Here is a 15,257-nt window from a genome sequence, read left to right as displayed (position 1 = left end):
TGTGTTAGGTGATTCTATGCCGTTGTAGGGCGGGGCTGAGGAAAGAAAAAAGGCTGGAACGGCAGGTAATGGTCGGGCCGTTCCAGCCCTTGGGGTTAGTAGATTTTGCGGCGCGAGAAGCTTGATCCGAGAACCGAGAAGGTGTTCTCGACAACGAAGAGCGCGTTCTGGTCGTGGCCGAAGGTGATTTCTTCCAGCTTCTTGAGCTGGACGTTGTTGACCACGGTCATGAGCACGTTCTTTTCCTTGCGCGTGTATGCGCCGAATCCGGTGAGGAAGGTGGCGCTCTGCTGCATGGTGTAGAGGATCTCGTGGCTTATGGAGTCGGCCATGTCCGAGATGATGAAGACGAGTTTTCTCTGGTTGAACATGGACAGGGTGTTGTCCAAAACCACGGAGGTCACGAAGACCATGATGAGCGAGGCGATGATGAGGTCCGGCGGAAGGCGCAGCAGACTCAGGCTGTAGAGGATCGCGTTGAAGGCGAGGTAGAACTTCCCGATGCCGAGGTTGAAGCGCTGGAACAGGTAGACCGCCACCACGTCGAGCCCGCCGTTGGAGCCGAGGGAGCGCAGCACGATACCGGCACCAAAGCCCACGATGACGCCCGAGGCGACACTGGCGTAGAGCTGGTTTTCCACCGGAATGGGTACGTTGATGAACTCGTAGAACACCGTGGTGGCAAGCACCGCGAACCCGCTGTAGTAAAAGAAGCGTTTGCTGACCTTGACCCACGCCATGACGAAGATGGGTATGTTGAGCAGGAAGAAAATCCAGCCTGGCGACAGGTATTCCGTAACATAGTAGATGAGGGTCGCCATACCGAAGAGCCCGCCGGGCACGAATTCGTGCGGCACGGCGAGACTCTTGATGCCGATGGTGACAAAAATGGAACCTACTGCGATGAGCAGCAGGTTCCACCAGACGGAATATGTATAGTCGAAGCGAAAGGATGGGCCTTTACCCAGAATGGAGCGACCGGTACCAGACATTCATGCTTTCCAGTTTGCCGCCGATTTGCGTGTTGTTGCGAAGCGTCCCCGCGAGGGAGTAGCCCGCCTTGGAAAATACGGAGTTCATGCCGTGGCTTTCGGCTCTGGCGATGGTGTACGCCGTGAGTATGCCCCGTATCTCCATGGCCGACTCCATGCGCGAAAGCAGTTTGCCCGCCGCCCCTTTCCCGCGGCATTGAGGAAGGGTGGCGAAGTCGGTCATTTCTGCACACTTCCAACTGTCGTCGACCTCTGCCGATGCAACGGCGACCAGCTCTTCGTCAAGGAAAATCCCATAAAAGAGCACATTTTCCTTCATGGCCTCACGAATGTACTCCGGATCCTCAATGGGGAACGGGTACGACTCGAAAACCCGAGCATAGACTCCGGCCATTGCCTTGGCGTGTTCCGGGCCGAGCCGGACGACGTCCGTAGTGTCAATGGTCGGGGGTAACACAATGGATTTTTCATTGGCAACCCGGTGCACGTCTTCAATCGTATCCTGATTGAGTTTTGCCGCACGCTCCCCGGAGAGGAACTTGCTCATGAAGCAGCCGGCGGATTCCCCGCGATACATGCGGGGAACCCGGGCTTCATTGACAAAGTCTTTGGACGTGAACCAGCTGGCGGCTCCGGCAGGCACCTTCGCAAAGAGCTTGCTGTAGCCGTGCTCAAGGGCCATGTCATCCATTTCGTCCACGATGTCGGGCAGGTCCTGTTCGTCCAGCTTCATGAGGTAGACCCGGTCATTGGCCGGGCCGTGCTGGAGCAGGGAATTGCCGATTTTTACAATCCGATCAGGCTGCATCGTCACGACGCCCCATGCGTTCGTTGTCTTCCGGGGTCAGGCTGGTGGTGTCGTCCCAGTCCGAAAGGAGCTTTTCGATACCAATGGCCTTTTCCTCGGCGTCCTCTTCCTTGAGCTGGAGGTTGCACTTGGCGCACTCGCGGTCACAGTAATTGGGCTCGTAGGAAGTGGGCTCGTTGTACGTGGTGATGACGCCTTCGTAGTTTCTGAGCACGACCTTGTTGGGTCCCCAGGAGACCACGTAGTTGGGCATGACGGGGATCTTGCCGCCGCCGCCCGGCGCGTCGACCACGTAGGTCGGCACGGAGAATCCGCTGGTGTGCCCGCGAAGGCTCTCCACGATCTCGATGCCCTTGCCGATGGGCGTGCGGAAGTGCGTCAGCCCTTCCGAGAGGTCGCACTGGTACAGGTAGTACGGGCGCACGCGGTTCTTGACCAGCTTCTGGTTCAGGGTCTTGATGAGACGCTGGCAGTCGTTCACCCCGGCCAGCAGCACACTCTGGTTGCCGAGCGGGATGCCCGCGTCGGCAAGGCGCTTGAGGGCGCGGCGGGACGAAGCCGTCAGCTCGCGCGGATGGTTGAAGTGCGTGTTGATCCAAAGCGGATGGTGCTTCTTGAGCATTTCAACCAGCTCTTCGGTGATGCGGTACGGCAGCACCACGGGCATGCGGGTGCCGATGCGGATCACTTCGACGTGCTCGATCTCGCCGACCTTGGTCAGAATCCAGTCGAGCTTTTCGTCGGAGAGCATGAACGGGTCGCCGCCCGAGAGCAGCACGTCGCGCACCTGCGGCGTGTTGCGGATGTACTCGATGCCCGCTTCCAGATCGCTCTTGCCCGGAATGGAGTCCATGTCGCCCACCTTGCGCTTGCGCGTGCAGTGGCGGCAGTACATGGAGCAGGTGTTGCTGATGTGCAGCAGCACGCGGTCCGGGTAGCGGTGCGTGATGCCCGGTGCCGGGCTGTCCTCGTCCTCATGCAGCGGGTCGGACATGTCGTAGCGGCCGATCTTCAGCTCTTCCTCGGAAGGGAAGGACTGCAGGAAGACCGGGTCGTTGGCGTAGTCGTCCGGGTCGATGAGCGACAGGTAGTATGGGGTGACGGACATGGGGAACTTCCGCAGCGTCCGTTCGTATATTTTCTTTTGGTTCGGTTCGAACCGGATGCCGAGCACGCGCTCGAAATCGTCGACCGTCTTGATGGAGTTGCGAATGTGCCACTTCCAGTCGGTCCAGTCGGAGCGATCCGCCGATTTTCGCAGAGTCTTGGCAAGTTCTTGCTGGTGTTCGTTAAATACAGTCAAAATGACTCCTTGTTTAAATTATCTGGCCCAGGAACTCCTGCGTCCGTTCTTCCACGGGCGCATCGAAGATCCTCTCGGGGCGGTCCTGTTCAAGGATGACGCCCTCGTCCATGAAAGCCACTGAATCGGCCACCTCGCGGGCAAAGCCCATTTCGTGGGTGACCACCATCATGGTCATGCCGTCCTCGGCCAGCTGGCGCATGACGCCGAGCACCTCGCCCACCAGTTCGGGGTCGAGCGCCGAGGTCGGTTCGTCGAAAAGCATCACTTCAGGCTCCATGGCGAGCGCGCGAGCGATGGCGACGCGTTGTTTCTGGCCCCCGGAAAGCGTTTCCGGGTAGGCGTCGGCCTTTTCGTCGAGGCCGACCTTGTCCAGATAATGATGTGCTATTTCATTTGCCTTCCTGCGCTTCATGCCCTTCACCTGCGTGGGGCCCTCGGTGACGTTGCCGAGGACCGTCATGTGCGGGAAGAGGTTGAAGTGCTGGAAAACCATGCCCACGCGCGAGCGCAGGTTGTTGATGAATTTGTCTCCGCCGTGAACCAGATCGCCGGTGACGCGGATTTCTCCCTCGTCATAGGATTCAAGGTAGTTCACGCAGCGCAGCAGGGTGCTTTTTCCCGAGCCGCTGGCCCCGATGACGCAGACCACGTCGGAGGTGTCCACTTCGAGGTCGATGCCCTTGAGGACATGATGATCGCCGAACCATTTGTTCAAGCCTTCGATTTCGATGACCGGTGTTTCAGACATATCATTCCTCCTAGGCGTTGCTCACGTCCAGCTTCGCTTCCAGCCTGTTGAAGAGCCAGCTGAAGATGGCCGTGTAGAAAAGATAGAACAGGGCTGCGATGAAGAGCATTTCCATCATCATGAAGTTGGACGAGGCCAGCTGCTGTGACTTGAGCAGCAGCTCGTTGATGGTGATGGTGCTCGCCAGCGACGAGTCCTTGAGCGCGATGATGAACTGGTTGCCGAGCGACGGGATTGCCCGTTTGAGCGCCTGCGGCAGGATGATTCTGATCATCGCCCTCGGGTACGGCATGCCGAGGCTTCGTGCAGCCTCCATCTGGCCGTCCGCAATGGACACGATGGCCCCGCGGAAAATCTCCGCGATGTATGCGCCGTTATGAATTCCAAGTGCCAGTACTGCCGAGGTCAGCGCGTTGAGCCCGGCGAGGCTGCGCAGTCCGAAGTAGATGAACAGCAGCTGCAAAAGGAGCGGGGTGCCGCGAATCAGATAAATGTAAGCCCGGGCCGGAAGATTGAAGATCGGCTTTTCCGAGATTCTGAGAAACGCGGTTCCGAGACCCAGCCCCACTCCCAGCGCGATGCCGAGCGTTGTGACCTTCAGGGTCATCCACGCGGCGGGCAGGAAATAGGGCAGGTACTTCGGGAGCGATGCGATGTCGAAGTACATGATTCAGTGTCCGTGCAAGAGTAGTGTGAAGGCGGGCGCGGCGACCACCGCCGCACCCATCGGGAAAGCGGGTTGTCTTACTTGGTGGTGATGTCGGTCTTCAGCCACTTTTCACTCAGGCGGGAAAGGGTGCCGTCCTCGTGCATGGCCTTGAGGATCGTGTTCACTTCGGCCAGCAGGGTGTCGTCTTCCTTCTTGAACGCCACGGCGATGTCTTCGCTGCGAAGCGGCGCGCCGAGCATCTTGATGTCGAACTTGCCGGTGTTCATGGCATTGACGCCCACCACGCGGTCGGTGATCACGCCGTCAACGACGCCGCTCTGCAGTTCCACGAGGGTCTGGGTGTCGTCCTTGTAGAGCTTTACGTCACCAGCGCCGAGCTTCTTGGCGTCTTCGGCAAAGGTGGTGCCGGTCACGACGCCGATGGTCTTGCCGTTCATGTCAGCCGGGGAACTGAAGGAAGAGCCCTTTTTCACCATGAGCTGTGCGCCCGAGTAGTAATACGGGGTGGAGAAGCTCACGACCTTCTGGCGTTCCTCGGTGACGGCCATACTGCCCAGAATGCCGTCGTAGGCACCGGAGCGCAGACCCTCGATGATGCCGCTCCATTCCGTGGTCACGGGCTTGAGGTTCACGCCCAGACGCTTGGCCACAGTCTTGGCGACGTCAACGTCGAAGCCGACCAGCTCGTTGTTGTCATTGTAAAAATTGAAGGGCGGGTAGCCGCCGCTCATGGCGAAGCTGATCTCTCCGGCATCCTTGACACGGGTCAGGGAGTCGGTCTTTTCGTCAGAACAGGCGGTGAGCGCGAACAGGGTCAGAACAACCGCCAGGGCGGTCACAAGACGCAGCATAGCTTTCATGGTAACTCCGATGATTCATTAAGGTTGCAGTTTTCGCCGGTTCGGCGGTCCTGCCGTGTTGTTTCGGGTTGCTTTCTTCGTACCAATCGATTCCGTGAAAAGCCGAGAAAACTGTATTCGATGCAACGAAGCATGTGCATTGCTTTCGTTGCAGTGTTTGTTGCGTTCGTTTCTGCAGTGTGAGATGCATCCATGTGGATTCATGCCGCCACGGAAAACGCCTCCAAACTGGAGAGAATTATGCACATCTATACATGTAAATCACAAGGGGGTATGTCGGGGATGTGTCGGGTAGTCGGGTATACCCGATTAAGAGAGGGAAGGCTTTTGGCGCAGGTAGGCAAAAAGAGAGGTGTTTTTCCCGCGCAGTCCGAGTTTCTTTCGGATGTTCTTGCGGTGTGTCTGCACGGTTTCAAAGGACATGGAGAGCAATTCCGCGATTTCCTTGCCGCTTCGTCCGAGCTGAATGAGCTGGCAGACCTCCAGCTCTCGGGGAGAGAGGCGCAGTAGGGCGGCGTCGGTTTCCGTGCCGTTGCTGCCCGCCAGATCGGCCAGCTGGTCCTCGATCACCGTGCGGTACCCTTCGCGGATTTCGGGTACGTTCTCCTTGGCGATGCGATCGAGCGCCGGGAGCATCTGCTTTTTGACCTGATTGCTGAGATTTTCCCGAAGCTCCTGCCGTTCTTCTTCCACCGATTTGATGACCTGCTTGAGGGCGATGTTCATCTTCTCAACTTCGGCCTTCTTGTGCCGCAGGTCTTCCTTGAGTTCTTCATGCGTGGAGAGGTCGTGCAGGATGAGCTGAAAAAGGCCGTAGTCCGAGAACTGGATTCGGCGCAGGGTGGCCTCGGCCGGGAAGATATCGCCCTGCCCGTCCACGGCGGCCACTGTCTTGGTCCAGACTTCGCGGGAGCGTAATGTCCGCATGGCCTCGCGTGCCGGTGCCTGCGACCGCTTGGCGAAGAGCGGAATGAAGTCTTCGCCCACGAGGCTGCCGTCCGGCGATCCATGTTGCTCCTTGCCCGCCGGGTTCACGGTCAGGATGACGCCGTTTTCGTCTATGAGAAAGGTGGCGTCCTTGGCGGTGTCGAAGAGGGCGTTGAACAGGGTGATGGAGTCGGACCACGCGGTGATGTTGTCCTCAAGCCGCTCCTCGTAGGTTTCGTAGAACTCCTCCATGGGCCGGTTGTCCGTGGCCACGACCACAAATCCGCCTTGCGGCGCGATGTGCCGGGAAACAGGGATGAGGCGCAGCAGGAAGCTGCGGCCCTTGCAGCAGGAGATTTCATGGATATGGCCGGAGGGAAAGCGCTTGAGCGCCTCCTGAAGCGAGTCGGCCTTGAGGGTCAGCGCCTTCCAGAACGGGATGCCCGTGGCCCCGCTGTCCGGGATATAGTCCAGCGGCGTGCCCTCCACGGCCATGACCGTTCCTTCGGCGTCGGCAAAGAGCACGAGGTCGTTCCATGCCTCAACGACGTCGCCGAGGTCCGAAAGGGGTGTTATGTACTGATTCTCGTCGGTCATGCCGTTATCCCGGGTGGTTGCGGTTTCGTGAACCTAGCACGCCCGGCCCGGCAAGAAAAGCGGCGGAGCGGGCATGGCCGCCCCGCCGCATCGCGCAGTTATTTCCAGCGCTGCATGAAGGATTCGGCGCTGCCGCCGTCGTTGATGTGGTTGATGAGCGCGGAGCCGAACACGGCCGCGTCGGCCAGTCCCTTCAACTCCTCAAGCTGCTCGGGCCGCTGGATGCCGAAGCCCAGCGCCACCGGGATGTCGAAGACGTCCTGCGCCTGTCGGAGCTTTTCTTTCACCTCGGGCGGCAGGGTGTCGCGCTGGCCGGTGATGCCCATGACCGAGACGACGTAGCAGAAGCCGTCCCCGCCATCGGCGTAGAGGCCCATGCGCTCCGCCTCGGTGTTCAGGCCCACGAGGGGGATGAGCGAGACGCCGTGGGTGTCGAGGGCGTCCTTGATGCAGCACGCCTCGTCGATGGGCATGTCCGCGATGATCAGGCCGGACACGCCCGCTTCCCCGCAGCGTTTTGCGAACCGTTCGAACCCGTACTGCATGACCGGGTTCAGGTAGCCCATCAGCAGCAGGGCGGCGTTGAATGTGCCCTTGCGCTCGGCAAGGCCGTCGAGGATGTAGTCGAGATCGACGCCGAGTTCCAGCGAGTGCAGGGACGCGGCCTCCACGGTGGGGCCGTCCGCCACGGGATCGGAGAAGGGCATGCCGATCTCGATGACCGAGGCTCCGGCCCTGTCGAGTACTTCCAACTCCTTCCAGAAGCGGTCGCGGTCCGGAAACCCGGCGGGCAGGAAGGGTATCAGGCGATCTCGCCCCGGCCATTGGCCTCCTGAATGCGTTTGGTGATTGGTGAGGTCATGGTGTTCTCCTTTAGATGAGGCCGCCGACGATGGCCATGTCCTTGTCGCCGCGTCCGGAAAGGTTCACGAGGATGTTTTGCCCCTGCAGGTCGTCCGCGTTCTCCAGCACCCACGCCACGGCGTGCGAGGACTCCAGCGCCGGGATGATGCCTTCGCGCCGGGCCAGCATCTTGAAGGCCGCCAGCGCCTGCTGGTCGTTGACGGTCACGTACTCGGCGCGCCCGCAGCCCTGAAGGTGGGCGTGCTCGGGACCGACGCCGGATAGTCAAGCCCCGGGGCGATGGAATGCGAGGGCAGAATCTGGCCCTGTTCGGTCTGGAGCAGCTTGGTCTTCATGCCGTGCAGGCAGCCGTCCGAGCCGAGGTTCAGCGGGGCCGAGTTGTGGCATCCCGGTTCGCCGCTGCCAGCCGCCTCGACGCCCACCAGTCGTACGGACTCGTCACCCACGAAGTGATGGAACGCGCCGATGGCGTTTGATCCGCCGCCAACGCAGGCCGAGACCGCGTCAGGCAGGCGTCCGGTCCTGTCGAGGAACTGCTGGCGGGCCTCCTTGCTGATGACCGCCTGCAATTCGCGCACGAGCAGCGGGAACGGGTGCGGCCCGGCAGCGGTGCCGAAGCAGTAGTGAGTGTTGGACTGGGTGGAAATCCAGCGGCGCAACGCGGCGTTGATGGCGTCCTTCAGGGTGCGGGTGCCGGATTCCACGGCGATGATTTCCGCGCCGAGGGTCTCCATGCGCCGTACGTTCGGTTCCTGACGTTCCACGTCCTTGGCGCCCATGTAGACCACACACTCCATGTCCATCATGGCGGCGGCGGTGGCGGTGGCCACGCCGTTCATGCCCGCCCCGGTCTCGGTCAGGAGCACGTCCTTGCCCATCTTTTTGGCCAAGAGCGCCTGCCCGAGCGTGTTGTTGATCTTGTGCGCGCCGGTGTGGTTCAGGTCCTCGCGCTTGAGCCACAACTCCACTCCGATGTCTTTGGAGACGTTGGGGCAGTGGGTCAGTGCCGAGGGGCGTCCCACGTTGTCGCGCAGCAGGGTCGCGAAGTCATTCTGAAATTCCTTGGAATACAGGATGGTGTCCATGGCCTGTTCCAGTTCGAGAAGCGGCGGCATGAGCAGTTCTGGCACGAACTGTCCGCCGAAGTCGCCGAAGTATCCTTTTTTCATTGCTCGTTCCTCAGCAGGGAGAAAAGCTCCCGCAGTTTTGTTTCATCCTTGATGCCGGGGGCCGATTCCACGCCGGAGTTCACGTCCAGCCCGTCGGGGTGCAGGGCCGCTGCGGCAACAACGTTGCTTGGGCCGAGGCCGCCCGCCAGCATCCATGATGATTGTATTCTTTCAGGGTCCAGTCCGGAAAAATCGATGGCCGTACCGTGTCCGCCGCCGCTGGTGCCCGCGTCCAGAAGCAGGTGCCTGCAATGCGGGGCAAAGCGTTCGACGTCCGCCTCGAACGATGCGGCGGAGTCGTAGCGTTCCGGCCAGAGCACCTTGAGCACCCGGTCACGGCCGAGTGCCTCGCAGGTATCGACGTCGTGCCCGCCGTGCAGCTGGGCAAGGTCGAGGCGGCATTCTTCCATGATCCGCAAAATCTCGTCAGCCTGCTGGCGCACGAACACGCCGACCTTGAGCGGGCCGCCGACAGGCACCGCGCGGGCGATCTTCGGGTCCACGTTGCGCGGGCTGGGTTCGTGAAAGATGAAGCCCAGCATGTCCGCGCCGAGCGAGGCGCAAAGGAGCGCGTCGCGCATCCGGGTGATGCCGCAGATTTTGATGAGCGGGCGTGTCATCCTGCCGCTCCCGTCAGTTCCGCCAGAGCCTTGCCGGGATCGACCGCCTGCATCAGGCTGGTGCCCACCAGCACGGCGTCAAAGCCGAGTTCGGCCAGTTCGAGCACCTGCTCGCGCCGGTCCACGCCGCTGGCGCTGATCCAGCGCTCCGAGTCATCCTTGTCGGCGACCAGCCGCCGGGAGATGTCCAGCGTGGTGCTCAGGGTGTCGAGGTCACGGTTGTTGACCTGAATGATGGGTGACTCAGCCTTGCGGGCCGCGCTCAGATCGGCCTCGTCAAAAACCTCCACCACGGGGTCGAGCCCGGCCAGTTGCGCCAGCGAGACCATATCCCTGAGTTCTGCAGGAGTCTCGAACATGCGGGCGATGAGCAGCACGGCCGAGGCGGGCGTGGCCGCTGTCTGGGCGACCTGAAGCGGGTCGAGGATGAAATCCTTTCGCAGCAGCGGCAGGGCCGAGGTCTGCCGGGCCATGAACAGGAACTCGGGGATGCCGCCGAAATACTGCGGCTCCGTGAGCACGGACATGGCTGCCGCGCCGTTTTCCTCGTAAGTCTGGGCGATGTCGAGGATGTTGGCGTGTTCGCGCAGTTCGCCCTTTGACGGCGACTTCGGTTTGAACTCGGCAATTATCGCGCCCGGTCCCATGGCCTGAAGCGCACCGGAAAACGACGGTCGCTTGCCCTCGAAGGCAGCCGGGATGCGACCGTCTTCAAACTCCTTGCGGAGCATGTCTATCTCGGCCTGTTTGGCTCCCGGAACTTATCGAGCATTGGGGATTCCTCCGGTGAGCCCCTGCATGACCTTGCCGCGGGCGATGTCCGCGCATTCGCGCATGGTGCCCTCACCCAGCAGGTTCAGGCAGGCGGCCATGTTGACGGCGACCATGTCCATCATGGCTTCGGGGCCTTTGCCTTCCAGAATGTCCCGCAATACTGCCACGGCCTGCTCGCGGCTGTCCACGCGCACGTCGTCCGGGCTGTGGGTCTTGAAGCCGAGCCGGTCCGGGTTGATAGTGGTCTTTTCCATGATGCCGTCATGAATGTAATAGCCGCGGGCCGGGCCGAAGGTGGTGACTTCGTCGAACCCGCCGGTGCCGGAGATGACGAACGCCTTTTCCACGCCGGTGAGCAGCAGGCTTCGCCCATGAGCTGCAGCTTGTCCGGGTCGCCCACGCCGAGCAGCTGGTGCGAGGGACGCGCCGGGTTCAGCAGCGGGCCCATGAAGTTGAAGACCGTGCGGATGCCGAGGGACTGACGGATGGGCATGACGTGCTTGAAAGCGGGATGGTAGGCCGGTGCGAACAGGAAGGTGAAGTTGGTCTCATCCAGTTGCCGGCCCGCTTCCTCCGGGGCGTTCTCGATGGGAACGCCGAGGTCTTCCAGTGCATCCGCGCTGCCGCAGCTGGACGAAAGCGCGCGGTTGCCGTGCTTGGCCACGCAGAAGCCCATGTCCGCGAGGAAGAGCGCGGTGGCCGTGGAGCAGTTGAAGCTCATGGAGCCGTCCCCGCCGGTGCCGCAGGTGTCGATGACCGGCTTGCCGTTGGGGCCTTCGTAGCCGGGAACCTTTCTGGCGTGGGCCAGTCCGGCGCGCACGCCTGCGGCGATGTCGGTGGAGTCCTCGCCCTTGGCGCGCAGGCCCATGAGGAAGGCCCCGGCCTGTGCGGGCGCAAGCTCTCCGTCCATGAGCTTGGCGAACATCATGCCCGCCTGTTCGTCGTTCAGGCTTTTTCGGCTGGCCAGCAGGTCGAGCACTTCTGATACTGTCGTCATGATGATTCTCCTTAGAGTCCGTTCATTTCAAGGAAGTTTTTCAGGAGCGTCGGGCCGTCCGGGGTCAGGATGGACTCCGGATGGAACTGCACGCCGTGCCACGGCCTGTCCCGGTAGCGCAGGCCCATGACCTCGCCGCGCCCGGCAGTGGCCGTGACTTCGATGTTCTTTGCCTTGCCGGGGTCCACGATCAGGGAGTGGTAGCGGCAGACCTCCATGCCCGAGGGCAGGCCGTGGAACAGGCCCTCGTTCTCATGGAACACCTTGGAGGTCTTGCCGTGCATGATGCGGTCAGCGCGGCCCACGGTTCCGCCGCCGAAGTGGCCGAGGCATTGGTGGCCGAGGCACACGCCGAGGACCGGCACCACCTGCGGCAGGCGTTCGAGGAATTCGAGGCAGTAGCCCGCGTTGAGCGGATTGCTCGGGCCGGGAGAGATGCAGACGCGGTCGAGGCGTCCGTCGGCGGCCATGTCCAGCAGCTCGGGCCGGTCGTTCTTGACCACGACGGGGTCGGCACCCAGTTGCTGGAACGCCTGCACCAGGTTGTAGGTGAACGAGTCGTAGTTATCTATGAGCAAAAACATCGGTTCCTCCGCGTCCGTTGATGACTTCCAAAAGCACCCGCGCCTTGTTGCGGCACTCCTGCCATTCCATTTCCGGGTCGGAGTCGTAGACGATCCCGGCCCCGGCCTGCCAGTGGCACTGGCCGTTTCTGATCCACATGCTGCGGATGGTGATGCCGGTGTCGAGGCTGACCGAGTCCGGGTCGAGGCCGAGGAAGCCGATGCAGCCGCCGTAGGGACCGCGCTCCTGCGGTTCGATTTCGGAGATGATCTCCATGGCCCGCACCTTGGGCGCGCCGGAGAGGGTTCCTGCCGGGAAGGTGGAGCGGATCACGTCCACGGCGTCCATGTTGTCCTGAAGCTCGCCCTCGACGTAGGAGGTCAGGTGCATGACGTGGGAGAACCGTTCCACGTTCATGAATCGCTTGACCTCAACCGTGCCCGGCTTGGAGATGCGTCCGAGGTCGTTGCGGCCGAGGTCCACGAGCATGACGTGCTCGGCGCGTTCCTTGGGGTCTTCCAGCAGTTCGTCGGCAAGGGCGAGGTCATCGCTTTCGGTCTTGCGCGCGGGCGGGTTCCGGCGATGGGGCGCACTTCGAGACGGCCTTCCTCGCAGCGGACCATCATCTCGGGCGAGGAGCCGAGCAGGGTGCCGTCGCAGCCGGGGAGCTTCATGTAGAACATGAACGGCGAGGGGTTGGCCTGCCTGAGGCGGCGGTAGATGCGGAACGGGTCGTCCGGCAGCGGCACCGTGAACCGCGTGGACAGCACCACCTGAATGCACTCGCCCTCGGTGATGAGCTCCTTGGCTTTTTTCACGCCCTCGATGTACTCCTCGCGGGCCGGATACAGCTGCGGATCGGCGGTTTCCGGGGCGGCGAGATCGGTGCCCCATTCGGCGGCTGCAGGGCGCGGCACCGAGCCCTTGTCCAGCGAGAGGTAGCAGCAGGAGTGGCGCAGGTGGTCGAAGAGCACCATCTGGCCGGGCAGGCAGAGGCAGGCCTCGGCGTTTTCCGGTTTCACGTGTTCCGCCAGTTTGGGTTCGAGCATTCCGGCGATGCCGTAGCCGAGGTAGCCGTACAGGCCGCGCGTCAGGGCCGGGAGCGTGTCGCCGTCCGCTTCCTGCTCCACAGCCACGGCGCGCAGCACGCGGCGCAGGCCATCGAGGAAGTTCATGCCGGAGAGTTTCTCCAGCGGCTTCAGGCGGTCGTCGGTGGCCTGCACTACCAGTTTGCCGTTGTCCGGGCGCAGGGTCAGGCGGAAGTCCCAGGCGATGAGGGTGTATCGTCCGAGTCGTCCGTCCACTTCCGCAGACTCCAGCAGAATGCCCGGTGCGTCGCCCACGAGCCCGAGATACAGGCTGATGGGGGTCTGCACGTCAGCCGGGAGCCATTTCCCGTACTGCTTCAGTTGAATGGGTTTCATCGTTCCTCCGTTTGTGTTTGCAATAAAAACAAAAAGGCCGCATCCCGGGGAGGGATGCGGCCTTTGAATCCAGTTCAGCTTGCCTGCGTGCTAGTCCGTTTTCCGGATGCACCCCTCCCGTAAATCGTCGTCGCGCCACCACCACTGGGCGAGGGAGGTCAGCAGGTCAAAGTCACCGCCGGCGGCGAGGCTCAGGTAGGACATGAAGTTGCGGGCCGTTTCCTGAAGATAGGGGTTGGCCTCGGAGATGTCGGCAAAAAGGGCCGAGTCCTGAGTGAGCATCTTGCGGGCGGCGTCGAGGCGGCGCTCGAAGGAGGGGGTCACGAACTTGTCCGCTTGCGGCAGGCGCGAGGCCATGCCGAGGTAGGCGGCGGTGGTGATGTAGTTGAGCCCCTGAATGGCGGCCATGGCCCGGTCATGCTCCTCGGCGGTGGTCATAAACGAGGAGAATCCGCAGGACTCGAAAAGGGAAGCGACCTGTGCGGCGGCGTCCGCGTCCCGGCCCTCGGCCACGGCAACGCGCGGCTCGAAGCCTTCGGGGATCACGGGTCCGAACAGGGGGTGCGTGCCCGCCACGGGGCCGTCGTACGCTTCCATCATGGCCTTCATCGTTTTTTCCTTCACCGAGCAGACGTCAGCCAGCACGGTTCCGGGTTTGAGTTTTCCGGCGATCAGCCAAGGGCTTTCGGGAACGCCGTTACAGGTATGCATAGCAGCAAAAGATTGCAGTTTGCAACGATTTCGGTCACCTGATTCTCAGGTGTCGCAGCATCGTAACAGAGCACCTCAGCCCCGATGCGCCGGAACCGTTCGGCCAGCATCGCGCCCATCTGGCCGTCGGCTCCCGCCACGGCGATTCGGGCAAACTCGGGTTCCATCCTATTGCCCCTCCAGAACGGCCTTCCACGTGTCGTGGAAGCCGGGGAAGGACTTGCCCACGCATGCCGGGTTGTCCAGCTTCACGTCGATGCCGGACAGGCTGAAGATGGACATGCTCATGGCGATGCGGTGGTCGCCGTAGGTCTCGAAGTCTATGCCCTCGCCGCTCTTCAGGGGCTTGGGGATGATCTTGATGGAGTCTTCGCCCAGCTCCACTTCACAGCCGGTCTTGCTGATCTGGTCCGCGCAGGCCTGCAGCCGGTCGGACTCCTTGATGCGCAGATGCGCCACGTTGGTGATGGTCGTGGGGCTCACAGCCGAGGCCGCGACAACGGCGACCGTCGGCACGATGTCCGGGCATTTGCCCATGTCCACGGTGATGCCGCGCAGCTTGCGGGGGTAGATGGTCACGCCCTTGTCCGCGGTGACGTTTATGCCCGCGCCCATCTGGGCGAGGATGTCGATGATGGCCTTGTCGCCCTGAAGCGAGTCCGCCATGACGCCGTGCACGTTGACGGGCTTTTTGCCCACCGCACCGGCGGCGAGGAAGTAGGAGGCGTTGCTCCAGTCGCCTTCCACGCGGTAGTTCGTGGGCTGATAGCCGCCGGGCTGCACGATGAACCGCAGCTGCCCCGGCTCCACCTTGCGGATCGCCTTCCACGGCGTTTCGCGCCACTGGCCTTCCTGCATGGTCTCCACCCGGAAGGACGCCTTGAAGTCCTCCATGATGCGAAGCGTGAGGGCCACGTACGGCCATGAAACGGCTTTCTTTCCGGTCACGTTGATGATGGTCTCGCTGGCGGAAAGGGGCGCGCCGAGGAGCATGCCCGACAGGTACTGGCTTGATTCCTCAAGGGTGATGTCCACCGGGCCCTTGCCGTAGCCTTTGGTTTCCATGACGAAGGGCAGGAAGCCTTTTTCCAGTTCGTATTTGAAGGACACGCCGAGCGCGCCGAGGGCGTCGCAGAGTTCCTTCATGGGGCGTTCCTGCATCCGGGGCGCGCCGTCCGCGCGGAAACGCCCCTTTCCAGCGGCGGCCACCGCGGTCATGAGGCGGG

The 15,257-nt window shown here is 62.1% G+C and carries 13 protein-coding genes and 4 pseudogenes; all 17 read right to left on the bottom strand.

Going from position 1 to position 15,257, the window contains the following annotated elements:
- Nucleotides 1–95 precede the first annotated feature (95 nt).
- Nucleotides 96–992: a YitT family protein gene (locus JCM12178_RS09780; RefSeq protein WP_054650932.1), complete on the bottom strand. Its 897-nt coding sequence runs from the start codon at nt 990–992 to the stop codon at nt 96–98.
- Nucleotides 961–1,800, bottom strand: coding sequence for a putative beta-lysine N-acetyltransferase (gene ablB / locus JCM12178_RS09775; protein WP_054650930.1), 840 nt, complete (start codon nt 1,798–1,800; stop codon nt 961–963). The genes JCM12178_RS09780 and ablB overlap by 32 nt, the downstream gene beginning before the upstream one ends.
- Nucleotides 1,790–3,103: a lysine 2,3-aminomutase gene (gene kamA, locus JCM12178_RS09770; protein ID WP_054650928.1), complete on the bottom strand. Its 1,314-nt coding sequence runs from the start codon at nt 3,101–3,103 to the stop codon at nt 1,790–1,792. Before kamA ends, ablB begins: the two co-directional genes overlap by 11 nt.
- A gap of 13 nt (nt 3,104–3,116) precedes the next feature.
- Nucleotides 3,117–3,854, bottom strand: a complete 738-nt coding sequence (locus JCM12178_RS09765) for an amino acid ABC transporter ATP-binding protein (protein WP_054650926.1) — start codon at nt 3,852–3,854, stop codon at nt 3,117–3,119.
- A 10-nt stretch (nt 3,855–3,864) separates the two neighbouring features.
- Nucleotides 3,865–4,521: an amino acid ABC transporter permease gene (locus JCM12178_RS09760; RefSeq protein ID WP_054650924.1), complete on the bottom strand. Its 657-nt coding sequence runs from the start codon at nt 4,519–4,521 to the stop codon at nt 3,865–3,867.
- 77 nt (nt 4,522–4,598) lie between these two features.
- Nucleotides 4,599–5,384, bottom strand: a complete 786-nt coding sequence (locus tag JCM12178_RS09755) for an ABC transporter substrate-binding protein (RefSeq protein WP_054650922.1) — start codon at nt 5,382–5,384, stop codon at nt 4,599–4,601.
- 309 nt (nt 5,385–5,693) lie between these two features.
- Nucleotides 5,694–6,908, bottom strand: coding sequence for a PAS domain S-box protein (locus tag JCM12178_RS09750; protein ID WP_054650920.1), 1,215 nt, complete (start codon nt 6,906–6,908; stop codon nt 5,694–5,696).
- Nucleotides 6,909–7,006: 98 nt separating this feature from the next.
- Nucleotides 7,007–7,770 (bottom strand): annotated as a pseudogene (gene trpA / locus JCM12178_RS09745) (tryptophan synthase subunit alpha).
- Nucleotides 7,771–7,781: 11 nt separating this feature from the next.
- Nucleotides 7,782–8,941, bottom strand: a pseudogene (gene trpB / locus JCM12178_RS09740) (tryptophan synthase subunit beta).
- Nucleotides 8,938–9,561 carry a phosphoribosylanthranilate isomerase gene (locus tag JCM12178_RS09735; RefSeq protein WP_054650916.1) on the bottom strand — a complete coding sequence of 208 codons (624 nt, stop codon included), beginning with the start codon at nt 9,559–9,561 and terminating at the stop codon, nt 8,938–8,940. Before JCM12178_RS09735 ends, trpB begins: the two are co-directional and overlap by 4 nt.
- Complete coding sequence (locus JCM12178_RS09730) at nt 9,558–10,292, bottom strand: indole-3-glycerol phosphate synthase TrpC (RefSeq protein WP_054650914.1); 735 nt, start codon at nt 10,290–10,292, stop codon at nt 9,558–9,560. Before JCM12178_RS09730 ends, JCM12178_RS09735 begins: the two co-directional genes overlap by 4 nt.
- A gap of 30 nt (nt 10,293–10,322) precedes the next feature.
- Nucleotides 10,323–11,332, bottom strand: a pseudogene (gene trpD, locus JCM12178_RS21245) (anthranilate phosphoribosyltransferase).
- A gap of 11 nt (nt 11,333–11,343) precedes the next feature.
- On the bottom strand, nt 11,344–11,916 hold the full coding sequence (locus JCM12178_RS09720; protein ID WP_054650952.1) for an anthranilate synthase component II: 573 nt from the start codon (nt 11,914–11,916) through the stop codon (nt 11,344–11,346).
- Nucleotides 11,897–13,320, bottom strand: a pseudogene (locus JCM12178_RS09715) (anthranilate synthase component I family protein). The gene JCM12178_RS09720 and the pseudogene JCM12178_RS09715 overlap by 20 nt, the downstream one beginning before the upstream one ends.
- A gap of 90 nt (nt 13,321–13,410) precedes the next feature.
- Nucleotides 13,411–14,031, bottom strand: coding sequence for a prephenate dehydrogenase/arogenate dehydrogenase family protein (locus JCM12178_RS09710; RefSeq protein ID WP_245628706.1), 621 nt, complete (start codon nt 14,029–14,031; stop codon nt 13,411–13,413).
- Entirely contained in the window at nt 13,992–14,198 is a 207-nt protein-coding gene (locus tag JCM12178_RS19660) for a hypothetical protein (protein WP_245628705.1), read from the bottom strand. The genes JCM12178_RS09710 and JCM12178_RS19660 overlap by 40 nt, the downstream gene beginning before the upstream one ends.
- 1 nt (nt 14,199) lies before the next feature.
- Nucleotides 14,200–15,257: 3-phosphoshikimate 1-carboxyvinyltransferase (gene aroA / locus JCM12178_RS09705; RefSeq protein WP_054650912.1), on the bottom strand; the 1,058-nt coding region annotated here is incomplete at its 5' end.

The sequence above is a fragment of the Salidesulfovibrio brasiliensis JCM 12178 genome (genome assembly GCF_001311825.1).
Taxonomy (GTDB): domain Bacteria; phylum Desulfobacterota; class Desulfovibrionia; order Desulfovibrionales; family Desulfovibrionaceae; genus Pseudodesulfovibrio; species Pseudodesulfovibrio brasiliensis.
The sequence above is the reverse complement of the archived record's forward strand: the minus strand, read 5'-3'. Positions and strand labels throughout refer to the sequence as shown.